The sequence below is a fragment of the Anaeromassilibacillus sp. An172 genome (assembly GCF_002160515.1).
Classification (GTDB): Bacteria; Bacillota; Clostridia; order Oscillospirales; family Acutalibacteraceae; genus Limousia; species Limousia pullorum.
Genome location: NZ_NFKS01000013.1, coordinates 48,969 through 70,602 on the forward strand (window position 1 = coordinate 48,969; position 21,634 = coordinate 70,602).

Genomic DNA, 21,634 nt, shown 5'->3' on the forward strand with positions numbered 1-21,634 from the left:
GAGACTGCTTTTTAAGAAGTAAGGTGATTGTTATGGCAACATTAAAAGATATAGCGAAAATAGCAGAGGTGTCCGTTTCCACTGTTTCAAGGGTATTAAATAAGGACAATACACTCAGCGTATCTGATGATACAAAGCAAAAGATTTTTGCCGCCGCCGCACAGCTTGGCTATAAAACGGTGGGACAAAGATATTCTGTGGAAGCTGAGGTTGGGGCAAGACGTATAGGCATTGCCCAGATGTTTGAGATTTCCGAGCAGATGGAGGATGTCTATTATCTTATTATGAAAAACGCCCTTGAAGAGGAATGTTTTTCTGAAAAAATAAATACGGTTACAATGTTCCGTGACCTCACCAGAAGATTTGTAAAAACCGATGATTATAAAATCGACGGAATTATCGCAATAGGCAAATTTACGCCGGACGAGGTTGAGGGATTTTACGAATACACAGATAAAATCGTGTTTCTGGATTCCTCCCACGACGAGCAGAAGTATTACAGTATAGTTCCTAACTACCATTTGGCGTTAAGACTGGCTATGCGCCATTTTCGTGAGCACGGCCATAAGAAAATAGCTTTTATTGGAGAAAACTATACTTACGGAGATACTAAGGAACCGACACTTGACTCCCGTCTTTATTATTATCGTTTTTCAATGATAGACAGCGGATATTATGATGAAAATATGATAATAGATTCGGCGATGAATTCAAAAAGCGGATATGAAAAAATGAAAGAATTTATCGTTCGCAATAGGGATAATCTGCCAACAGCTTTGTTTATTGCCAGCGACGCAATAGCTACAGGTGCAATAAAGGCTATCAAGGAAGAGGGACTGAGAATTCCGGAGGATTTAAGTATAATAACATTTAACAATACAAGTCTTTCCGAGTTTGCAGACCCGCCCCTTACCTCAATCGAGGTTCATATAAGAGATAACGTGAAGTCCGCTATTTCATGCATGAAAAAGCTGTGGAACGGCGACAATCATGTCCAGAAAATCGTAATTCCCTGCGAGCTTATAGACAGAAACAGCGTGCGTTTTATTTCTGATGTTCAGGGATAAAATACAAAGCAACCGTGGTTCGTTTTTTGAACTGCGGTTTTTCTTTTGAAAAAAATTTACTAAATTTAGTAAATAATTTAGTTTAAAACCATTGACTAATAAAAAGCTTTGTGGTATTATTCTTATGTAAATTACAGCGTGTGCTGCTTACTGTATATTAAAACAAAGGATATATACTGATTTCAACCTGTAAATAGGCGGTTGAATATGGTAAAATATTTACTAAACAAAGCGATGAAAAATTATTTTTGTAATTATAATGATTTACGTTTTACTTTACTTTCAGTGATTTGTTTTGTAATATATAGGTGATAAACAATGACAGCTCTAAAAGCAGAAAAGGAGGACTTTATTATGTGGTTAGGTGTTGATTATTATCCTGAACAGTGGGACAAATCTATGATTGACAGCGATTTGGACAATATCGTGGAAATGGGCGGAAACGTCATAAGAATTGCTGAATTTGCTTGGCATCTTATGGAGAAAACAGAGGGACAATACGACTTTTCTTTCTTCGATATGGTTATTGAAAAGGCGAAAGCCAGGGGAATAAAGGTGATTATGGGAACACCTACCGCTACAATCCCCGCATGGCTTGCAAAGAAACACCCTGATATTCTTTCCGAGTTTGAAAACGGTCAGAAGAGAGTTTTCGGCGGCAGACATGTTTACTGCTTTAACAGTCCGGTGCTTTACGAGTATTCGGAAAAAATTATCCGTGAAATGGTAAGCCATTATAAGGGAGAAGAAGCCATTGTTGCATGGCAGATAGATAACGAGCTTGGCCATGAGGGCAGCGACGTGTGCTACTGCAAAAACTGTCAGGAAGCTTTCAGAAAGTTTCTTTCAGATAAATTTAACGGCGATATAGACAAGCTCAACGAAACCTACGGAACAGCTTTTTGGTCACAGGAATACAACGATTTTTCAGAAATTCCAACACCTATGGCAACAATCACTACACACAACCCATCTTTGAGAATGGATTGGGAGAGATTCAGAAACAAAAGCATAGTAAATTATGCTGAATTTCAGGTTAAGCTCCTTAAAGAAATCTGCGGCGATGTAACTGTTATTCACGATTTCCCCGGCGGCGGTCTTGAAAAGCATATGGATTATTCAGAAGTTGCAAAAAATCTTGATGTTGTCGCCTACAATAATTATCCGGTGTGGGGCGGACAGAAAGAACCTCTTGCTCCTTTCGAGATAGCTTTTGCGCTGGACTATATAAGAGGTTTAAAAAGACAGAATTTCTGGATTACAGAAGCGATTATGGGCGCACAGGGTCACGACATAACAGGATTTTTGCCAAGACCTAACCAGGCTAAAATGTGGTCATATCAGGGATTGGCAAGAGGCTGTGAGTCATTGCTCTATTTCAGATACAGAGGCGCTACAAAGGGCGCAGAGCAGTTCTGCTACGGAATAATAGACGCAGACAATTTAAAGAAAAGAAAGTTCTATGAAGTTCAGAGTCTTTTTAAGGATGTAAAGAATTACGAAAAAGAACTTACTACACCTATAAAAAGCGATGTGGCAATTCTTTACGATTACGATTCCTTGGCAGCCTTTAGAATACAGCGTCAAAGCCAGACACTGAACAATATGGAAGAGATGAAAAAGCTTTTCAGACCTTTCTATGAGCTTAATATAAATGTTGATGTTATAAATGCACGAGAGGATATAAGCGATTACAAGGTGGTTATAGTTCCTCAGATGATAGTGTATAAGGAAGAGTTTGAAAAGAAGCTGAGAGAGTTTGCCCAAAACGGCGGTACAGTGGTTATGACATACAGAACCGCTGTAAAGGATAAGGACAACAACCTTGTGCTTAACAAAATTTTACCGGTGAACTTTGATGACTTTGCAGGCGTGTATGTAGAGGAAACAGAGAGTTTACAAAGCTATGACGCTTTCCCAATCTGCGGAAATGGTGAATACCTTGGCGAAAAGGGAACAGGCGGAGTTTTCAGAGATATGCTGGTTTGCAAAGGTGCAGAATCTCTTTACAAGTACGGCGATAAGTTCTATGACGAATATTCCGCAATAACCAAAAACAGCTATGGCAAGGGAACCGTATACTATTTCGGATGCACTCCTGACAGAGAAACAATTAAAAAAATAATGAAAAATATTATCCGTGATGAAAATATAGAATACATTGTATCACCTGAAAATATAGAAATAGCTGTAAGAGGCGACGACAGCGGAAAAATTAAAATGATAATCAACCACAACGATTTTGAGGTTGATGTGGACGGAATGAAGCTTGAAGCCTTTGAAACAAAGATTATACCTATTAAGTAATTGATAAAATATATTTGAATAACCTCATAAAAACCAAAGCGCCGCAGATCAGTGACCTGCGGCGCTTTGGTTTCATGTATGTTTGGTTTAGGAAAAAGTCTTTTTGTAAAGATCGTCCTGCATGGGCAGGTGGGTTACATATCCAACGGGAATAAGGTTTTCGGTGGCTTTTATCACCGCTTTTGCGCCCTCTTCTCCAAAGGCTCCGCACAGCTCTATGCAGTCTATGCCCTTTTGTAAAAGCTTTTTGCTCTCCTCACAGGCTTCCTGAAGATTTTTAACGCCGATTATCTGGGCGGTTCCATTATGAATTGACTGCTTATCCTTTGGATATTCAAAATCTCCCATTATTATAAAAGCAAATTTCATTTTTTATCATCCTTTCAGAACATCGGCTTAAAAGCCGTCTTTAGTCCATATATCATCGTTGTTTATTTCTATGAAATCCATATTCTTTTCATGGGATTTGGAGTTTGATATTTTGATTTCTTCTCCCAACAGCTCGTAATCCTCTGTAAGTGCCGGCTCGTTTTTTACGGCAAAGACAGGGAAGTTAAGTACAACTTTGAAAAGGTCGCCGTCGATTTTTATTTCAAAGGTTCCGTTTTGGGTTTCCGTAAGGCTTTTGGCTATTGAAAGTCCCAAGCCGCTTCCCTCGGTATTTCTTGAGCTGTCGCCTCGCACAAATCTTTCCGTAAGCTCTTCGGCGGTTATGTTTAAAGGCTGTGCGGAGATATTTTTTACTGTTATTTCCGCATTTGTTCCGTTCAGTCTTGTGGATATATAAACTCTTGTTCCCGGCAAAGAGTATTTGCAGATGTTTGAATAAAGATTGTTGAAAACTCTCCAAAGCAAGGTTCCGTCTGCGGTTATTTTGAGATTTCTAACGTTGTGTTCTGTAACTGCGGTTAGCTGGGAATTTTCAAATCTGTCGAAAAATTCTCCGTTTACCTGAGATAAAAATTCCTCTATGTCTATTTCCGAAAGCTCTGCCTTTACGTTGCCTGTAGAAGCTTTTGAAACCTCTATAAGGTCTTCAATAAGATGCTTGAGCCTTTTTGATTGTTTGTCCAGAATGTCAAGGTATTCCTTTGACTTGGGACTGTTTGGGTCTTCATTTTTCATAAGGTCAACATAATTTATTATAGAGGTCAGCGGGGTTTTCAGGTCGTGGGAAACATTGGTTATAAGCTCAGTTTTAAAACGCTCGCTTTTTATGCTTTTCTCAAGAGCGACGGACATTCCCTCCTTTGTGTGGTTAAGGGACTCGGCGAATTTTCTGAAAAACAGCATATAGGAATTGCTGTCTGTAAGTGCGTATTCTCCTTTTTCAAGGGCTTGGGTTTCCTTTCTCAGTCTGTCCAGGTTTGAAAGGAAAAGACAGATAAATATCAAAACGCCTATGTTAAAGGCAATGGTGAGAAATACGGAAACTCCTTTTAGGCTTGCCAACGAAAATATTAAAAACATATTTACAATTATGTAGATAAGAAAACTGAGTATTCCCACAAACACGGCGGAAGAATTTTTTACAATAAAAATCGCCGCTTTCTTTGCCTGTACACATATAAAATGAATAAGTCTGGGGATAAGGAAATTTTTCCAGAATGGCAGAACCTTGTTTGTGGACGCCTTTATTCTTGCCGCCATGGACACTATAAATGGCACAAGTATAATATTTACAATAAGAAAAGGCGGAACCGATAGCAGCGCAGTCTGCGGAAGCAGTGGCTTTAATCCGTCGTAACGGTATGGCATCATGTAAATTTCGGCGATTCCCCTTGCTGTGAAAAACAGCGCAGCTATGTATACTGCTAAAATTATTTCGATTGGTATTCTGTTGTAAAAATTGAGAAATATGGTATCGCTGTTCTTTTTGTGGCCTACTCCTGCACACAGGAAAATCAAAAGAACAATAAACAAAAGTGAAAAGATAATAGAAGCAGCAACAAAAACATTGTGGTAATCCTTCATATAGGCATAGGACTCAAACGCCGCTTTGTATTTGTCGTCATTTTTAAGCTCTCTGTCAAGAACAAGCTTTGTGATAATGGTTGTTTCCGGGTCGTAGGAAGCTGTCATTTCAACCACGGTGGACAGACCTTCTGAAATTTGAAGACGATTGTTAAAATAAAGGGATGTGTTGGTATTATCCTTAGCTGAATATACAAGTACCTGCAAATTGGATCTATCCGCTGAATAGCTTGCAAGATAAGAGGAATCCACCATTTGATATGCTGAAAACAAAGAGCATATGTTGTAAGCATCGTCTGTTAAAAGCTCCATGCACTGGTCGCTTTCCAAAAAAGAATGCATTTGGTAATCCTCTTTTGTAATGTAATTTGGTTGTTCGGCGGTTTCATCATCATTGTAAAAATCCTGATTTATGTTTGTCATTGTGGCGATTATGGAGAATATAGCCATATAGGAGATAACAGGAGTGAGAATTACGCATATTATTTTTACAGCGGAGTTGGAAACAAAGTTCTTCATATTTTATTTCCCCTTTCGTCAAATCCGAATACATACCCATGTCCCCATAAAACCTTTATGTACATGGGCTCTTCCGGATTTATTTCTATCTTTTTTCTCAAATGTCTTATGTGAACTGCTATTGTCTGACCGGGAGAGGATGTGTCCTCGTTCCAGATATGATGATAAATTTCTTTTGAGGAAAATGTTTTTCCGGGATTTTCCATAAAGAGTTTTAATATAGTATATTGTGTGGAGGTTAGCTGTACCGGTTCTCCGTCAACTGTCACTTTCTTTGAATCCGGGTCAAGGGTAATTCCTCCTATTGTTATGGTGTGTGGCTTTTTCTCAATTCCGCCCAGCCGCAGATATCTTCTAAGCTGGGAACGAACTCTTGCGCAGACCTCCGCAGGCTGAAAAGGCTTTGTTATGTAATCGTCTCCGCCGACTTCAAGGCCTGTTATCTTGTCGTTGTCCTCGCTTTTGGCAGTTAAGAAAATAATTGGCATGTTATACTTTTCTCTTATTTTTTCGGCGGTTTGAAGTCCGTCTGCAACCGGCATCATTATATCCATAAGCACAAGATGGATTTCATTGCTTCCTATAATTTCAAGAGCTTCTTTTCCATTAAAAGCCTCAAAAATGTTATATTCTGGATTGTCAAGGTATATTTTTAACGCCTTTACAATATATTTATCGTCGTCACAAATCAAAATATTGTACATAAAAGAATGCTCCTTTGCTTTGTTTGATTATATTATACCACTTAACAGGTGTATGTTTAAAGGTTGCAATTATTAAGAATTTATTAAATTTTTGAAAAACAGATGACTTTTTTTTAGATATTTGATAAATTAAGTACATTGAGGTTGATTTCTTATGAAATTATTATTATAATGGTGGTTATGGAATAATATACTGTAGAAAAGGAGGACAAGGTGATGAATTGGGTCGATTTTTTTGTGGACGCTGCGATGGTTATAGGGATACCTCTTACTGTTATGGGCTTTTACTTTTTAATCGTAGCTCTATTTTCCTTGAAAAAAGAAGTAAGGTATAAAGCTTCAGCGCCTGAAAAGAAATTTGCCGTTGTAATTGCAGCCAGAAATGAGGCCGCTGTAATCGGCAAGTTGGTTGACAGTTTGTGTTCGCAAAAATATCCCAAAGAACTTTACAAAATTTTTGTAGTTCCTAATAATTGTACTGATAATACGGAAGAGGTGGCAAGAAGACATGGTGCCGAGATTGTTCACTGCACTGTTCCTGTAAAAACAAAGGGAGAGGTGCTTCACCATGCGCTGCCAAAGATAATGAACGGTTTTGACGCAATTTGTGTTTTTGACGCCGACAATATTGTTGACGAAAACTTTCTTGCGGAAATGAACAACGCTTTTTGTGCAGGCGCAAAATGCGCACAGGGTTACAGAGACAGTAAAAACCCATACACAAACTGGTTGTCCGGTTCTTACACGTTATATTATAAAATGATAAACTTTATTCAAAACAGAGCAAGGTCAAATGCTAAGCTTTCAGCACTTATAAACGGTACAGGTTTTGCCGTAAGCTGTGACCTTATCAATCAAATCGGTGGATGGAATACAAAGACATTGGTAGAAGACCTTGAGTTTTCTGTTCATTGTATTCTTGCAGGGGAAAAGGTACACTGGGTTCCTGCCGCTTTAACTTATGATGAACATCCTGTTAAATTCGGTCAGTCAGTTACCCAGAGAAAACGCTGGACCAGCGGAACTTTACATGTGTCAGCCCTCTACATACCAAAGTTTTTCAAGGCTTTTAGAAAACAAAAGAAGTTTGCTTTCTTGGACGCACTTTTGGTGCTTTGTCTGCCCTATGTGCAGCTGCTTTCAATGTTCCTTGCAGTGGTAACCGCATTGCCTGTTATTATAGATAGTTTTACAAAGCCCGACGGCTTCCAGAAAATTCTTGAGTTTGTAGGAATTCCTTTGGCGTTTTCCTATGCGGGACTTTCTTTTGGATGCGTAATTCTTTCCTTTATAAAACCGAGAATGGCTATAGGAATAACCAAAGGGGTATTGAGCTTCTGGATATTTATGGCTACATGGATTCCTATTCAGATTTTCTGTGCAATAAAGCGCACAACAACCTGGAAGCAGATAGACCATACCGGAAATGAAAACAGCAGATCTGTAAATAAAAAACAGTATAAAGCTGCAAAGCAAAGCCAGGAACAGAGAAGATCAAGAAAGATTGCTTCTGTAAGGGTAGATTAAAATTAAATAATAAAAAATTTGAGCTGCGCAAAAACGCAGCTCTTTTTTTGTAACCCGGTTACGGATAATCCGTCGGATTTTGTGTATAATTTATCCATAAAAGCAAAAGGAAGTGTAAATATGGGATTTTTTAATATATTCGGTGGAAACAATAATTTTGATTTGATTATGGACGAGGCAAGAAAAGACAGCAGCGGTGTAATTCTCGATGTGAGAACACCTGAGGAGTTTTTCGACGGCAGAGTTCCCGGAGCAGTAAATGTTCCGCTTGACAGCCTGGAAAATGCTTCACTTGATAAATCTAAAAAATATTATGTTTACTGCCACAGCGGAGCAAGAAGTACAGTCGCCTGCGGATATCTGAAAAAACATGGCTATGACTGTATCAATGCGGGCGGTATCATGAGCTACAGAGGAAATATAGAAAGATAATAACTAAAAGGGAAACAAGACGCAGAGCCTTGTTTCCCTTTTTTTAAAGCATTTTCTTTTTCTTAAAGTAGATTATCTCTGCCACAATTATAATGACGCTTAGAATAATCACTGCCAAATAGCCGTAATTCCATTTAAAGGCAAGCATGTTGGAAAAGTTCATACCGTACCATCCTGCAATAAGGGTGAGGGGGAGAAAGATGGTTGTGACAACGGTGAGAAAGGTTATAACCTTGTTTTGCTGTGCGGCAAGCTGGGACTGATAAAGCTCACGTATTTGCAAAAGGTATTCAATAAGTCTTTCCGTGTGATTATGAAGTCTTTCGGTTCTGTTTGTGTACACCTGCCACAAGGCACATTCCTCCGGTGAAAGTATGCCGGAGAAGTTTTCCTCCATGTCCTGTCCCAAGTCGGTGAGCTGGTCGTAATAGGCATGAAGTTTTGAAAGAATTTTTCTGTATCTGAGAATGTCCTCGTAAAAATTCTGGGGGATAGTGCTTAAAAGACTTTCTTCAAGCTTTGAAAGCTCGTCCTCTATATTTTGAAGATAGATGGAATCGTTTCTTATCAGGTACTCCAAAACTCCCAAGAAAAATTTTACAAGTGAGCTTTTTCCAAAGGTGTGTTTTTCCAGTCGTAAAAATATGCTGTTTATTTCCTGATTGTCCGAGATGAAAATAATCTCATCCTTGCCCAAATAAAAGCCGAAGGTCTGCTGAGGGTTTTCATCATAGGGGAAAGTGGGAGTTTTGATTGTTCCCAAAATACAGTCGGAAAAGGCGTCCGACCTGCAATGCTTTATATTTTCCACGTCCGACAGCAGGTAATCACAGTGAGGGTAGTTTTCGCTTATAATTTTAAATTCCTTTGAGCTCATCACAGAAACTCTTTTGTTTGCTCTGTGAGCTGGAAAATCCTCTTCCTGAGGAAATCCGGAGAGTGTTCCCTTGTTTGTATTGAAAATATATTCGGTCATATTTATCACGCCCTTTTTTATAATTATAGCACAGCTTTTCCGATTGAGCTGTAAATATCCTGTAAAAAATTCGGATTATAAGATATTTAATAAAAAAATAAAAATATGCTTGACATATAGTGGTTTATTAGTGTATAATAGGCGAGTAAGCCACTGATGGAGAGATGTCCGAGAGGCCGAAGGAGCATGATTGGAAATCATGTGTACGGGTTACCGTACCAGGGGTTCAAATCCCCTTCTCTCCGCCATAAAACCGCTGATTTTTCAGCGGTTTTTTTATGCTAAAAACGCACTTGTTTAATCAAGTGCGTTTTCCTTTAATATTTTGTTTATAACCCATGCCACGCCGCTTTCTGTATTTCTTGGCGCAGAATAATTTGCCGCAAGCTTTGCTTTTTCTACGGCGTTTTCCACAGCGTAGGAATTTTTTGTCAGTGAAAGCATCTCGATATCGTTTCCGCTGTCGCCGATAACAGCTATTTCGTCCATTGAGTAACCTTTTATTTTGCAGAATTCCTTTACACCGTTTGCTTTGTTTACGCCTTTGTTTGTTATCTCAAGGTTAAGCTCCAGGGTGTAGGAAAGCTCAAACTCCTCTAAAAGCAGTGTATTGTTTATTACATCTATTCTGTTATCCAAATCGGTGAAGAAGAAGGTTATTTTCTCAACGCTTTTATTTCTGTTTTTTACGTACTCGTAAAGGTTTTCAACCTCTTTACATCCGTACATTAAAAACTCTGCCACATCAGGGCAAACAGGAGAGCCTGCAAGACGTTTTTCCCAGTCCTTTTGATAATGTACCTGACCGTCAAGAAAAGCCATTACACAGCATTTAGAAGCCCCTTCGGTGGACATAAGCTCAAGTGCGTCTTTACAGGAAATATAATTCTTATAAAGAATAATGTTTTTCTGTCTGTCAAATACGGTGGCGCCGTTGGTGAGAATGAAATTTCTGATTTTTTCCACGGATTTTAACTGTTGGGGAACATCGGATATTGCACGGCCGGTTGTGGGTATAAAATCAATACCGCTGTTTAAAGCCGCAGTTATGGCGTCGATGTTTTCCTGTGAAGTTTTAAAATTGTCAATGAGCAGTGTTCCGTCAAGGTCTGAAAAAACAGCTTTAATTTTCATGGGACTCCCTCCGTTTTTTATCCGCAGAAATTTCGGACATAAATTTTAATATTTGCTGGTTTATGTGATGCTATAATATAATTTAAAACAAACTGTAAATACCCTTTGTAATATCACATAAAACAACAGAATTATAACAGCGGCAAAGCCTTAGACTGTGCCGCTGTTATTTTATTCAAGATTATAAATTCTGGTTAATTAGAACTTTGATCTGTCAAGCACGCTGATAGCGTCAGAAATGCTCTTCTCATAAGCCTCTCTGCCGTAATCGTCTGCAAGCTTCTTGTTCTTTTCGCCGTGGGTGAGGCATCCTGCGCCGCCGATACAGCCGTTAACGCAAGCCATACCCTCGATAAAGTTGTAAGGTGAAACACCCTTGTTAGCTCTGAGAAGTGCAGTTTTGCACTCTTCGATACCGTCGCAGGAAACAGCCTTAAGCTGGAAGTTTTCGTCAAGACCCTGCTCCTTGAGGGACTGCTTAACTGCGTCTGCAAGACCGCCGCTTCTTGCAAAGATTCTTCCGAAGTAGGAAGCGTTGTCAAGCGGAGTTTCCTGAAGTGTTGTGATATCGATATCTCTGCTGTCGAACAATGCCTGAAGCTCCTCGAAAGTGATAACGGAGTCTATGTATGGTCTTACATGCTCAAGCTGGAATTCCATTTTCTTTGCTGTGCACGGTCCGATAAATACAATCTTTGCGTTCTCATCAATGTTCTTGATGTACTTGGAGATTGTAGCAGCAGGTGAAAGGTTGTGTGAAATCTTGTCGTTGAGGCCCGGGAAGCTCTTGTGGATGTAGTCAACAAAAGCAGGACAGCAGCTGCTGGTGAGGAAGCCCTTTTCTACAAGCTCTGCGCCCTCTGCATATGCTACCATATCTGCGCCCAATGCAGCCTCGATTGTTGTATAGAAACCGAGTTCCTTAATACCTGTGATTACCTGGCCAAGCTTTGCATAGCTGAACTGGCTGGCGATTGAAGGAGCAACAACAGCGTAAACCTTTGTTTTGCCGTCTGCCTGGGACTCTTTTATCATCTTGATAACGTCAAGGATGAAGGACTTGTCCATAATAGCACCGAATGGGCACTGATATACGCAGGCGCCGCAGGAAATACACTTTGAATTATCGATTGCTGCTGCCTTGTTCTCGTCCATTGAAATAGCCTTAACCTTACATGCTCTCTCGCATGGACGCTTAAAGTTGAGGATAGCGCCGTATGGGCAAACCTTAGCGCACTGTCCGCACTCTACGCACTTTGTTTTATCTATAATAGCTCTCTTCTGGTCGTCAAATGTGATAGCGCCTCTCTTACATACGTCTTCACATCTGTGGGCAAGACATCCACGGCAGGCGTTTGTAACCTCGTAACCGCCCATAGGACACTCGTCGCAGGCAATGGAGATAACCTCAATTACGTTAGGATTGCTCTTGTCGCCGCCTGTTGCAAGCTTAATTCTCTCTGCAACGATTGCTCTCTCTTTGTAGATACAGCAGCGCATTGTAGGCTTGTCCTTAACAATAACCTTTGCAATATCGTTAAAGCTCTCTACAAGGGTATCGTTGTAGGCGTGTCTTGCAACCTCTCTGAGTACCTTATACTTCAGATATTGAACCTTAGTATCAAATTTTCTCATTTAATAAACCGCCTTCCTTCTCAGTTGATTTTCGTTTCCTCACTTTTTGTTTTGGAAATTTCAAAAAGGGATTTTAATTATTCTACAAGTCATATACAATTTTACATGTATGACCGACGCACTATATTATACATTGACATTGCCGCTATTGCAAGCCGAATTTTTAATATTGTCGTATATTCATAGTATAACATATTTAAGCAAATATTGAAACAGAAAATTTAATGGATTTTTGTTAATATAAAGAAAATTTTGTGGAAAAAATCCGTTTTTTTCCGATTTTCAAAATATCAGAAATAACTTACCTTTATGCGCTTGCCCATCTTTTTAAGACATTCGGAAATTTCTTCCACAAGGCGCATTTTAATGTTGAAGTTTATGGGAAGATTTGGGTTTTGGTGGGCAGGGTTTACCGCACGTCCAACAAAGAAATTTATGTCTGTGGCGTCCTCGAAAAGCATACGGGCAATCTGTGAAGCGCCGTCGCTTTTGTTGCTCCAGTCGTAATAAAGTGCATTGTCGCTTAAATAGTCGTTGGCGTATTCCAAAACCTTGCTCATGGTTATAACACCCTCTGTAACAAGGTCAACGCCCTCGATTTTAGCGATTGGCGGAACCTCAGGGTCAAGGTAATCAAGCACAGGAATAACCGGCTTTCCAAGATACTGGGCAGCAAGAGTGGAGGTGGTTCCTCCGCAGACAATGTGCTTTCCGGTTTTTGAGAAGAACAGAGCTTCCATTTTGTTTACGTCCGCCGGGTCTTTCGGAGGACCTATCATCAGATTAACCTGTTTTCTCGCACGGATTTTAATAGCTCCGATTGTTGTGTCGTCGCCCGGCTCAAAGCCGTAAAGACGCTCGCATTCGTCCAAAAGAATTGTGGCAAGAGTTTTTGCAGTGTATTCCTTTTCGTATATGCCCTCCATAAAGGTGATTATGTTGTCCCTCTGCCATCCGAAGTTCATGTACTTACCGACTCCGGCATAAATTGCGCCGTCGCTCATGGCAAGGAAAACATCGTCCTCATGAAGGTCGAGCTTTGATTTATATATTGTTTTACCGCCGATTTCCATGGTGGTGGTGGGGTAGTCGTAATTTTTTCCGTCACGGAGAAGTATAACCATAGGGTTGTCATACTGGATAATCTCCGCATACTCGTTGTTTACAACACGTATAATGGTGAAGGTGGAGTAGGCAACCTTTCTTACCTCGCACACAGGAAGGGTGCTTGCTATTGTGGAAACGCAGTCCTCGATTGTAAGGTTGTTGGCCATCATAGTGGAGATGATTTTTGATGTGAGGGTTGAAAGGATACACGCCTTTACGCCGCTTCCAAGACCGTCAGCCAAAACCATAACAAAGGAATTTTCCCCCTGTTCCACTATCTCCATGTGGTCGCCGCAAAGCTGCTCACCTTTTTTGTTGACGCTTTTAAAACCTATATCGGTACAAAGATTATTCATCGTTCAACGACTCCTTAAGTTTGGTAAGGGCAATTTTTGTTTCCGCAGTGGTTTCTCCCAGCAAGGAAGCTATCTCCTGAACTACTCTCATCTGCTTTTCAATAACCTTGTCGGCTATGTCAACAGTGTTTTTGCTCATGGTTTCCTTTTTGTTTTTCTGGAGTTCCTCTTCGGTAACATCTCTCATAAAGCAAATCATAATGTGGTAGCTTCTGTCAAGTATTATTGTCTGTTCTACGTACTTGTTGTACTCTGCAAGGTAAACCTTTTTGTCCCTTATGTTTACGCCGTCGTTTAATACGTTTACAAATGGGAGCGGGTCTAAAATTCTCACTACAGGCTCGTTGAGTACATCGTGAATATTTTTAATATTGAACATCTCTCTTGCTGTTTTGTTCATCTGCTGGATTTCCAAAGACTCGTTCAAAACAAAAATAGCGTTAGGAGTGTTTTTAATAATTGTGTCGGAGAAGGACTCCGCTTTTTCTATAAGATAAGGCATACACATGTTGATGTCGGACTTGCCGAAATAAACAGCCATAGCCTTGTCACGGCAGGTTTCATATCCGCAGCTTCCGCAGTTGAGCTCGTCGGCAGGACTGTTTTTGCCCATCTTCCTGAGGATTTCCTCAATAGCCTTGCTGCCCGGCTTCTGTCTGTTGATGCCTATGTACTTCATTTCCTTGGTAAGCTCTTCGGATGCAGGAATATCCATAACAAAATCGTCGTTGCCTGCGTATTCGTCAACACGCATAAAGTCGCCGATTGGGGATTTTCTCTTATCCATAGCTGGGCCGCCGATACAGCTTCCCACACAGGCTGACATCTCGATAAAGCATCTGTTTACCTTTCCGTCTATAATGTCCTGGATGGCGTTTTTGCAGTTTTCAACGCCGTCAACGGAGATATATGTGCAGATGTCGTGGTTTCTCTTCATAGAGCGGAGAATTCCTCCGGTGGTGGGGAAAAGTCTTGACCTGCCCTTAGGTGACTGGTCTTCGCAGTATTCTATTTTAACTTCCTTTTCGTTGAACCAGCCGGTAAGCTCTTCAAAGGTCAAAACTGCGTCTACAAATTCCGGATACTTGTCAGCCTCGTCCTTTTTGGAAATGCATGGGCCGATAAATACTGTAAATGCGTCCGGATGTGCCTTTTTAATCTCCTTGCAGTGTGCCTGCATAGGTGACATAACGTGGGCAAGGAAAGGCAGAGCCGCAGGATAGTATTTTTGAATAAGTGTATTTATGGAATGACAGCAGGAAGAGATAATAACGTTGCTGTCATTTCTTTCAATCATTCTTTCGTACTCGTTTTTAACGATATTAGCGCCGAGAGCAGTTTCCTCGGCATCTGTAAAGCCCAGCTTTTTCAAAGCGTTTGCAAACATGGTGATGTTTGCGCCGTCATAGTTTCCCACAAAGGAAGGAGCAACGCTGGCGTAAACTGGTCTTCCGGATTTGATAACTTCCTTTACCTTGTCAACATCGTTTCTGATTTCCTTTGCATTCTGGGGACAGACTACAAAACATTCACCGCAGAGGATACATTCGTCATGGACAATATGCGCCTGGTTATTTTCAAAACGTATGGATTTTACAGGGCAATGTCTTATACATTTGTAACAGTTGCGGCAGTTAGAGGGTTTAAACTGAATACAAGAATTCATCGCTTTTTTCTCCTTTTATTTTTTAAGTTCCGTCGATATATTTAAAAATCACAGGTGGATTTTTTATTTGAATTTTCTAAGTACATAGCTGTTGAAAATCTCTTTGAAATTTTCTTTGTTTACGCCGCTTATTATTTCGTCGTCGATTTTAACTGTAACACCGTCGCCGGAGCATTTACCGAAGCAGAAAGCGCCGCTTAAATTTACCTTGTCGGTAAGACCGTTTTCCTCAAGGCTTTTTGTCATAAGGTTTACAATATCGTAAGAGCCTTTGAGATGGCAGGAACTGCCGATGCATACAAATATATCCATAAGTATCACCTATAATCAAAATTTATTGTTTTTATTAAATGTATACAGTAACTTTCTTAATTATATAATAAGTTTCTACGTTTTTCAACTATCAACAAGCGATAATTTAACTTTTTAACAGTGAAATTAGAAAATGCATGTCCATTTAAGGTTTGAATATTGCTAAATTTTAAAAATAATTGTATAATAAATTTTTAGATTAACGACTGTTAAAATGTATTGCTTTATGATATTGGAGGAAGTTATGGCGAAAAAGAAAAAAGATAAAAAGACCTCTTTGCCTGTAAAGATTCTTAAAGGTATTCTTGCCTTGGTTCTTGTGTTTGTAATAGGATTTTTTGCTTTGGCGGGATATCTCACAGCCACTGAGTTTAAGCCCTCAGAGTATGAAGGTGTAGCTGTAGAAAAAGCAGAAAACGCAGAAAAAACAGTTGCGGCAGGTGACACTCTCACCGTGCTGTCCTACAATATAGGCTACTGCGCCAACGATAAGGACCACGACTTCTTTATGGACGGGGGAAAAACCGTAAACACAGAAAGCCGTGAAAATATCGAGAAAAATCTTTCCGGAATTATCAATACAATAAAGGAAGCCGATGCGGACGTAAACTTTATTCAGGAGGTTGACAAGTCCTCAAAACGCTCTTACCATGTCAACGAGTATTCCTCAATATCGGAAAGCCTTGAAGATTACAGCGCCGCATATGCCACAAATTACCGTGTAAAATATGTGCCTTATCCTTTGCCGACAATCGGCGAGGTTGAATCGGGCGTTGCTATATTCAATAAATTTACAGCAAACGAAAGCGCATTGAGAGTTGGTTTCCCAACAGCTTTTTCCTGGCCTGTAAGCCTTTGCCAGCTTAAAAGATGTCTGCTGGTTGAGTATGTGCCAATAGAAAACAGCGATAAAATGCTGGTGCTTGTAAATCTTCACCTTGACGCCTATGACGACGGAGAGGGCAAAAAGCTTCAAACCCAGATACTTTCCGACTTCTTGAAAAATGAATATGAAAAGGGCAATTATGTAATAGCCGGCGGAGATTTTAACCAGACATTTCCGGATGTTCAGGGCGAACAGTACGAAGTTGTAAACGACGAGTATTTTGTTCCCGGAGTGGTTGACACAAGTCTTTTCCCTGAGGGATGGCAGATAGTTTCCGACGACGATGTACCAAGCGCAAGACTTTTAAACGAGCCTTACAATCCGGAAAGCGAAAACACACAGTATTATGTGCTGGACGGATTTATACTTTCACCAAATGTAAAGTCCGTAAGTGTGGAAACCCTGGACTGCGGATTTGAAAATTCAGACCACAATCCGGTGGTTTTGACCGCACAGCTTGAGGAAGAGTGATTTATGTTTTACAAAAATATAGCCGCCGGAAAGTTTATAAGCCGTCCCAACAGATTTATAGCCAATGTGGAAATAGACGGTAAAGTCCAGGTGGTTCATGTAAAGAATACGGGAAGATGCAGGGAACTGCTTTTGCCGGGTTCAACGGTTTACTGTGAAAAATCCGACAATCCAAATAGAAAAACCGCCTATGACCTTGTGGCGGTGGAAAAGGGAAAGCTTCTTATAAATATGGACAGTCAGGCGCCCAATGTGGCTTTTTCTGAATTTATCCATGACGGAAGCTTTAAAGACGGCATAGAATATATTGCAAGGGAAAGAAAGTACAAAAACAGCAGGTTCGATTTTTATTTTAAAAGAAAGGGAAAAGAGTATTTTGCCGAAGTTAAGGGCGTTACCCTTGAGGATGAGGGAGTGGTGCTGTTTCCCGACGCACCAACGGAAAGAGGTGTAAAGCACCTTACAGAGCTTGAAGACGCAGTGAAAAACGGATACGGCGGCTGTGTAGTGTTTGTTGTGCAGCTAAAAGAGGCAAAGTATTTTACACCCAATAGAAAAACACATCCGGAATTTGCAGATAAGCTGAAAGAGGTGCAGAAAGCGGGAATTGAAATATTCGCCTACACCTGTAATGTTACGCCAAACAGCATTTCGCTCTTGTCACAAATTCCTGTTGTGATATAATAGATACAGTGCAAAATAAAAACAGAGAAAGAGGTAAATATAAAATGGTATATAATAATGTGCTGGAGGCTATGGGACAGACCCCGGTTATTCAGCTTAATAAAATGGTAGACGAGGACAGCGCAAGAGTGCTGGTTAAATACGAGGGCTTAAACGTAGGCGGTTCAATAAAGACAAGAACAGCCTACAATATGATAAGACAGGGCGAAAAGGACGGCATTATAAAGCCCGACACAATAATTGTTGAGCCGACCTCAGGCAACCAGGGAATAGGTCTTGCCCTTATTGGCGCTGTTAAAGGCTATAAGACAATTATAATTATGCCTGACTCCGTAAGTGTTGAGAGAAGAAAGCTTGTTCATCATTACGGCGCAGAGGTTATTTTAATACACGACGACGGAAATATCGGCGAGTGCATTGCAAAATGCGTTGAAACAGCAAAGAAAATGGCAGAGGAAAATCCAAAGGTTTACGTGCCTGAGCAGTTTTCAAACCCTGCAAACCCAATGGTTCACAGAAGAAGAACAGCCCTTGAGATTATGGAGCAGGTTGAAGACCCAATCGACGGTTTCTGTTCAGGAATAGGCACAGGCGGTACTATTACAGGTATCGGCGAGGTGCTGAAAGCTCAGTATCCGGACATCGAGATATGGGCGGTAGAGCCTGAAAATGCCGCAATTCTCGCAGGCGGAAATGTTGGAACACATCTCCAGATGGGTATAGGCGACGGACTTATCCCTGAAAATCTCAACAAGAGCATTTACGACCACATATATATCGTAAGCGACGAAGAGGCAATAAGAACAGCAAAAGAGCTTGCCTCAAAAGAGGGTATAATGTGCGGAATTTCCAGCGGTACAAATGTTGCCGCCGCATTGAAGCTTGCCAAAAAGCTTGGAAAGGGAAAGACAGTTATAACTGTTCTTCCTGATACAGCAGAGAGATATTTCTCAACTCCGCTTTTTGACGGCGACTGATAATTTTAAAACAAAGAGGTAATAAATGTTAAAAATAGGAAGTCATCTGTCTGTTGCCAAGGGCTTTACCGCCATGGGCAAACAGGCTTTGAAAATGGACGCAAATACTTTCCAGTTCTTTACAAGAAACCCCAGAGGGGGAAAGGCTAAGGAAATAGACATAAAGGATATAGAGGGACTTATAAAAATAATGGAGGAAAACTCCTTTGCTCCCGTCCTTGCACATGCGCCCTACACTTTAAATCCTGCGGCGGAAAAGGAGGAAACAAAGCGTTTCGCCTTTGAAGCCATGAGCGACGATTTAAAGAGAATGGAACTGCTCCCTAACAACTACTACAACTTTCACCCGGGCAGCCATGTGGGACAGGGCGCAGAAAAGGGAATAGAGCTTATTTCAGAGCTTTTAAACAGAGTTCTTTTTGAGGGAATGAAAACCACAGTGCTTTTGGAAACAATGGCAGGCAAGGGAACAGAGGTTGGCAGAAGCTTTGAGGAAATTGCAGAGATAATTTCAAAAACTAATCTTGAGAAATATCTGGGAGTTACCTTGGACACCTGCCACGTGTTTGACGCAGGCTATGATATTGTAAATTCCCTAGATAAGGTTCTTGAGGAATTTGACAAAATTATAGGAATAAAAAGATTAAAGGCGATACACCTAAACGACAGCATGAATACTCTGGGATGTCACAAGGACAGACACCAGTGTATAGGAAAGGGCGGAATAGGCATCGAGGCTATAACCGCAATAATAAATCATCCCCTTTTGAGAGAATTGCCTTTCTATCTGGAAACTCCCCTTGATGAAGCAGGTCATGCAGAGGAAATAAAGCTTTTAAGAAGCCTTTACAGAGATTAAAAATAAACACCGCAGACTATTCAAAAGTCTGCGGTGTTGTTTTGTATTGGTAAAATTACTTTATGTATTCTTCGATAATTGTTTTTGCAGTATCACCGTCGGAAACACAGAAGATAACATAGTTTCCGTAAAGCTCTATAACAGCGGCGTCAAGCTTTACCATTTCCTCAGGAATATAAAGCTCATAGCTGTTTTTCTGATAGTCAAGTCTTTTGTTTACTGCGTCGTAAGCTTTCTGAGCGTCTGCACTGTCTTTAAGCTTGAAGAGAGCGATTTCCTCTGCTGTAGCTCCTGTGCTTACGTATACTATCTGCTCTTCAGCATAATCTATGCCGTAAAGCTTTGATATCATATCGTCGTCAATCTTTGTCAGTGTATCTTTAAACTGAACCTGAGCCAGAAGATCGCCTGATAATTTTTCTATATCAAGTTCCTTGTTTTCACTGCCTGAGCATCCTGCAAAAGCAAAAAGTGTAAGAGCGCACATTGCAAGGCAGATAATCTTTTTGATTGTTTTTTTCATATTCATTCTCCTTTATATTATTTCAGTCCTTTATGTTTTCTCAAGGTGACACAGTGTGGGTCTTGAGATATTCAAGCCATGCTTCACATTCCGGAACACCGAAGTGTATTCCGTCTGTGGATGACTCCTCCGGCAGATATCCTTCGGAGTTGGCAACGGCTTTTTCGCAGTCTATATAGTAAACCTGTTTTTCAGCGGCGAGCTGTTGAAGCATTACGTTTAAGCTGTCTATTTTGGTTTTGTTGAAGCTTTCGCTGGCGTCGGAAGAGCTTTTTGTAACAGGGAGAATTGATTGAATATAAATTATAGCGTTGGGGTTTATTGCCCTTGCCTCGTCTATAATATCTCCGTATTCATCGATAAATACTTCACTGTAAGGCCAGCTTGCTTCGTTTAATCCAAACATTATGTAAAGCTTTGAAAAAGATGTGCTTCTCAATGCGTCAATAGCTGTAACCATTGTTCCATTAAGGTCTATGGTGGCGTCTGTAAATACTGTGCTTACGTTAAGTCCTCGGCTTGCATATGTAGTCATTGTGTTAAGGCCTGAGAAAAGTGCAAAGCCCTCTGTTCTTGAGTCTCCCATAAATACCGCATCGCTGAAATAGCTGTCATCAACAGGTGCCGACTGGGGAACAGGTGAGGAATAATCGTAACTGCCGTCTGAAGAGGATGATGACGGCTCTGTAGTTGTTTCTGATGCTGCTTCTGTAGTTTCTTCAGTGGTTGCTTCTGTGGTTTCTGTGGTTTCTTCCGTTGTTTCTTCTGAGGTGCTTTCAGACTCAGAGGTTTGTTCCGATGTGGATGTTGTTTCCGGATTTACAGAAAGCAGATTTCCGCTTATTAAACATATTACTCCGAAAATAACTGCCACAAATGCAATGGCACATACAATTAAAACGGCAACCTTTTTTTCCTGACTCAAAGGCTCTTTTTTGTACCTTCTTTTTCGTCTTTTGTTTTTGTCGCTTGGTGATTCTTTGTTCACAAAAATTACTCCTTTATAAATGAGAAAAAGGTATGATAAAGGATAAACAAACCATCGTTTTTAAATGAGCAGGTTTACCCAATTGTTTACTGTTTTATTGTTAAGTATATATTATGATACAAATAAAATCAACAGAATTACCTTAAAAAACATCAATAAAAATGGGGCGAAAAATCAGAGAAAATTTAATTATTTTTCAGTATTAGCATATTAAAATCTGTTGATTAACTGAAATTTGAAATTATGTTGACATAAATGCACAATTTAAATAAAGTAAGCCTGCCGCATTTTGTATAAACCTTAAATTTTTTTAACAGCTCAGAATAATAAAATTTTAAAATAGATTTTTGCTGTCAGATAATTTCTGATTTTTGATTTGCAGTATAAAAAACAAGGAGCAGTCAACAAAGACTGCTCCTTATTGTATATAGAAAACCACTCGCTAGGCGAGTGGTTCAAAAGAAGGCGACAGCCGGTGATGTAGAAAATAAAACTCCTTTTGTTGTAAAATAAGCTTGCGGTCTGGCAGC

The 21,634-nt window shown here is 40.1% G+C and carries 19 protein-coding genes and 1 tRNA gene; 9 read left to right on the top strand and 11 right to left on the bottom strand.

Going from position 1 to position 21,634, the window contains the following annotated elements:
• Positions 1-32 precede the first annotated feature (32 nt).
• Both B5F08_RS07545 and B5F08_RS07550 read left to right on the top strand, forming a co-directional pair.
• Positions 33-1,067, top strand: coding sequence for a LacI family DNA-binding transcriptional regulator (locus B5F08_RS07545; protein WP_087377955.1), 1,035 nt, complete (start codon positions 33-35; stop codon positions 1,065-1,067).
• A gap of 354 nt (positions 1,068-1,421) precedes the next feature.
• Positions 1,422-3,374, top strand: coding sequence for a beta-galactosidase (locus B5F08_RS07550; protein ID WP_087377997.1), 1,953 nt, complete (start codon positions 1,422-1,424; stop codon positions 3,372-3,374).
• 87 nt (positions 3,375-3,461) lie between these two features.
• Here the strand turns inward: B5F08_RS07550 and B5F08_RS07555 are convergent, their stop codons facing one another.
• The 3 genes from B5F08_RS07555 to B5F08_RS07565 are packed head-to-tail and all read right to left on the bottom strand — an operon-like array spanning position 3,462 to position 6,571.
• Positions 3,462-3,743, bottom strand: coding sequence for a DUF6506 family protein (locus tag B5F08_RS07555; protein ID WP_087377957.1), 282 nt, complete (start codon positions 3,741-3,743; stop codon positions 3,462-3,464).
• A gap of 27 nt (positions 3,744-3,770) precedes the next feature.
• A complete protein-coding gene (locus tag B5F08_RS07560) occupies positions 3,771-5,867 on the bottom strand; it encodes a sensor histidine kinase (RefSeq protein ID WP_087377959.1) in 2,097 nt (698 codons plus the stop codon).
• Complete coding sequence (locus tag B5F08_RS07565; RefSeq protein ID WP_087377961.1) at positions 5,864-6,571, bottom strand: response regulator transcription factor; 708 nt, start codon at positions 6,569-6,571, stop codon at positions 5,864-5,866. Before B5F08_RS07565 ends, B5F08_RS07560 begins: the two co-directional genes overlap by 4 nt.
• Positions 6,572-6,787: 216 nt before the next feature.
• Here B5F08_RS07565 and B5F08_RS07570 point away from each other — a divergent pair, with 216 nt between their 5' ends.
• Together B5F08_RS07570 and B5F08_RS07575 are read left to right on the top strand one after the other, a co-directional pair.
• Entirely contained in the window at positions 6,788-8,098 is a 1,311-nt protein-coding gene (locus tag B5F08_RS07570) for a glycosyltransferase family 2 protein (RefSeq protein ID WP_087377963.1), read from the top strand.
• Between the two features lie 120 nt (positions 8,099-8,218).
• Positions 8,219-8,530 carry a rhodanese-like domain-containing protein gene (locus B5F08_RS07575; RefSeq protein WP_087377965.1) on the top strand — a complete coding sequence of 104 codons (312 nt, stop codon included), beginning with the start codon at positions 8,219-8,221 and terminating at the stop codon, positions 8,528-8,530.
• 43 nt (positions 8,531-8,573) lie between these two features.
• Here B5F08_RS07575 and B5F08_RS07580 read toward each other — a convergent pair whose 3' ends face one another.
• Entirely contained in the window at positions 8,574-9,506 is a 933-nt protein-coding gene (locus tag B5F08_RS07580) for a magnesium transporter CorA family protein (protein WP_087377967.1), read from the bottom strand.
• 158 nt (positions 9,507-9,664) lie between these two features.
• On the opposite strand from B5F08_RS07580, the gene B5F08_RS07585 reads away from it, so the two are divergent.
• A tRNA-Ser gene (locus B5F08_RS07585) sits at positions 9,665-9,754 on the top strand.
• A gap of 49 nt (positions 9,755-9,803) precedes the next feature.
• Here the strand turns inward: B5F08_RS07585 and B5F08_RS07590 are convergent.
• The 5 genes from B5F08_RS07590 to B5F08_RS07610 all read right to left on the bottom strand — a co-directional run bounded on the left by B5F08_RS07590 (position 9,804) and on the right by B5F08_RS07610 (position 15,716).
• Entirely contained in the window at positions 9,804-10,640 is an 837-nt protein-coding gene (locus tag B5F08_RS07590; protein ID WP_087377968.1) for an HAD family hydrolase, read from the bottom strand.
• A 198-nt stretch (positions 10,641-10,838) separates the two neighbouring features.
• Complete coding sequence (locus B5F08_RS07595; RefSeq protein WP_087377970.1) at positions 10,839-12,275, bottom strand: 4Fe-4S dicluster domain-containing protein; 1,437 nt, start codon at positions 12,273-12,275, stop codon at positions 10,839-10,841.
• Positions 12,276-12,565: 290 nt separating this feature from the next.
• Positions 12,566-13,738, bottom strand: a complete 1,173-nt coding sequence (locus B5F08_RS07600) for a SpoIIE family protein phosphatase (RefSeq protein ID WP_087377972.1) — start codon at positions 13,736-13,738, stop codon at positions 12,566-12,568.
• Positions 13,731-15,404: a [Fe-Fe] hydrogenase large subunit C-terminal domain-containing protein gene (locus B5F08_RS07605; RefSeq protein ID WP_087377974.1), complete on the bottom strand. Its 1,674-nt coding sequence runs from the start codon at positions 15,402-15,404 to the stop codon at positions 13,731-13,733. Before B5F08_RS07605 ends, B5F08_RS07600 begins: the two co-directional genes overlap by 8 nt.
• A gap of 63 nt (positions 15,405-15,467) precedes the next feature.
• Positions 15,468-15,716, bottom strand: coding sequence for a (2Fe-2S) ferredoxin domain-containing protein (locus B5F08_RS07610; protein ID WP_087377976.1), 249 nt, complete (start codon positions 15,714-15,716; stop codon positions 15,468-15,470).
• A 244-nt stretch (positions 15,717-15,960) separates the two neighbouring features.
• Between B5F08_RS07610 and B5F08_RS07615 the strand changes: the two genes are divergently transcribed.
• From B5F08_RS07615 to B5F08_RS07630, 4 genes are read left to right on the top strand one after another with little or no spacing between them, the layout of a single operon-like run.
• Positions 15,961-17,073, top strand: a complete 1,113-nt coding sequence (locus B5F08_RS07615) for an endonuclease/exonuclease/phosphatase family protein (RefSeq protein WP_087377978.1) — start codon at positions 15,961-15,963, stop codon at positions 17,071-17,073.
• Positions 17,074-17,076: 3 nt separating this feature from the next.
• Positions 17,077-17,757, top strand: coding sequence for a DNA/RNA nuclease SfsA (sfsA, locus tag B5F08_RS07620; protein WP_087377980.1), 681 nt, complete (start codon positions 17,077-17,079; stop codon positions 17,755-17,757).
• A gap of 44 nt (positions 17,758-17,801) precedes the next feature.
• Positions 17,802-18,734 carry a cysteine synthase A gene (gene cysK / locus B5F08_RS07625; RefSeq protein WP_087377982.1) on the top strand — a complete coding sequence of 311 codons (933 nt, stop codon included), beginning with the start codon at positions 17,802-17,804 and terminating at the stop codon, positions 18,732-18,734.
• A 25-nt stretch (positions 18,735-18,759) separates the two neighbouring features.
• The gene (locus tag B5F08_RS07630; protein ID WP_087377984.1) at positions 18,760-19,593 is read left to right on the top strand and encodes a deoxyribonuclease IV; all 834 of its coding nucleotides are present in this window, start codon (positions 18,760-18,762) and stop codon (positions 19,591-19,593) included.
• A gap of 55 nt (positions 19,594-19,648) precedes the next feature.
• Here the strand turns inward: B5F08_RS07630 and B5F08_RS07635 are convergent, their stop codons facing one another.
• Together B5F08_RS07635 and B5F08_RS07640 are read right to left on the bottom strand one after the other, a co-directional pair.
• Positions 19,649-20,116, bottom strand: a complete 468-nt coding sequence (locus B5F08_RS07635) for a DUF4358 domain-containing protein (protein ID WP_158096251.1) — start codon at positions 20,114-20,116, stop codon at positions 19,649-19,651.
• Positions 20,117-20,156: 40 nt separating this feature from the next.
• On the bottom strand, positions 20,157-21,104 hold the full coding sequence (locus B5F08_RS07640; RefSeq protein WP_158096252.1) for a GDSL-type esterase/lipase family protein: 948 nt from the start codon (positions 21,102-21,104) through the stop codon (positions 20,157-20,159).
• Positions 21,105-21,634 lie beyond the last annotated feature (530 nt).

Bases quoted from the DNA above. Each gene is read 5' to 3' on its own strand.
- sfsA (WP_087377980.1), top strand. From the start codon at position 17,077: ATGTTTTACAAAAATATAGCCGCCGGAAAGTTTATAAGCCGTCCCAAC.
- B5F08_RS07630 (WP_087377984.1), top strand. From the start codon at position 18,760: ATGTTAAAAATAGGAAGTCATCTGTCTGTTGCCAAGGGCTTTACCGCC.
- B5F08_RS07555 (WP_087377957.1), bottom strand. From the start codon at position 3,743: ATGAAATTTGCTTTTATAATAATGGGAGATTTTGAATATCCAAAGGAT.
- B5F08_RS07605 (WP_087377974.1), bottom strand. From the start codon at position 15,404: ATGAATTCTTGTATTCAGTTTAAACCCTCTAACTGCCGCAACTGTTAC.
- B5F08_RS07560 (WP_087377959.1), bottom strand. From the start codon at position 5,867: ATGAAGAACTTTGTTTCCAACTCCGCTGTAAAAATAATATGCGTAATT.
- cysK (WP_087377982.1), top strand. From the start codon at position 17,802: ATGGTATATAATAATGTGCTGGAGGCTATGGGACAGACCCCGGTTATT.
- B5F08_RS07595 (WP_087377970.1), bottom strand. From the start codon at position 12,275: ATGAGAAAATTTGATACTAAGGTTCAATATCTGAAGTATAAGGTACTC.
- B5F08_RS07565 (WP_087377961.1), bottom strand. From the start codon at position 6,571: ATGTACAATATTTTGATTTGTGACGACGATAAATATATTGTAAAGGCG.
- B5F08_RS07570 (WP_087377963.1), top strand. From the start codon at position 6,788: ATGAATTGGGTCGATTTTTTTGTGGACGCTGCGATGGTTATAGGGATA.
- B5F08_RS07580 (WP_087377967.1), bottom strand. From the start codon at position 9,506: ATGACCGAATATATTTTCAATACAAACAAGGGAACACTCTCCGGATTT.
- B5F08_RS07610 (WP_087377976.1), bottom strand. From the start codon at position 15,716: ATGGATATATTTGTATGCATCGGCAGTTCCTGCCATCTCAAAGGCTCT.
- B5F08_RS07615 (WP_087377978.1), top strand. From the start codon at position 15,961: ATGGCGAAAAAGAAAAAAGATAAAAAGACCTCTTTGCCTGTAAAGATT.
- B5F08_RS07550 (WP_087377997.1), top strand. From the start codon at position 1,422: ATGTGGTTAGGTGTTGATTATTATCCTGAACAGTGGGACAAATCTATG.
- B5F08_RS07545 (WP_087377955.1), top strand. From the start codon at position 33: ATGGCAACATTAAAAGATATAGCGAAAATAGCAGAGGTGTCCGTTTCC.
- B5F08_RS07600 (WP_087377972.1), bottom strand. From the start codon at position 13,738: ATGAATAATCTTTGTACCGATATAGGTTTTAAAAGCGTCAACAAAAAA.
- B5F08_RS07635 (WP_158096251.1), bottom strand. From the start codon at position 20,116: ATGAAAAAAACAATCAAAAAGATTATCTGCCTTGCAATGTGCGCTCTT.
- B5F08_RS07575 (WP_087377965.1), top strand. From the start codon at position 8,219: ATGGGATTTTTTAATATATTCGGTGGAAACAATAATTTTGATTTGATT.
- B5F08_RS07590 (WP_087377968.1), bottom strand. From the start codon at position 10,640: ATGAAAATTAAAGCTGTTTTTTCAGACCTTGACGGAACACTGCTCATT.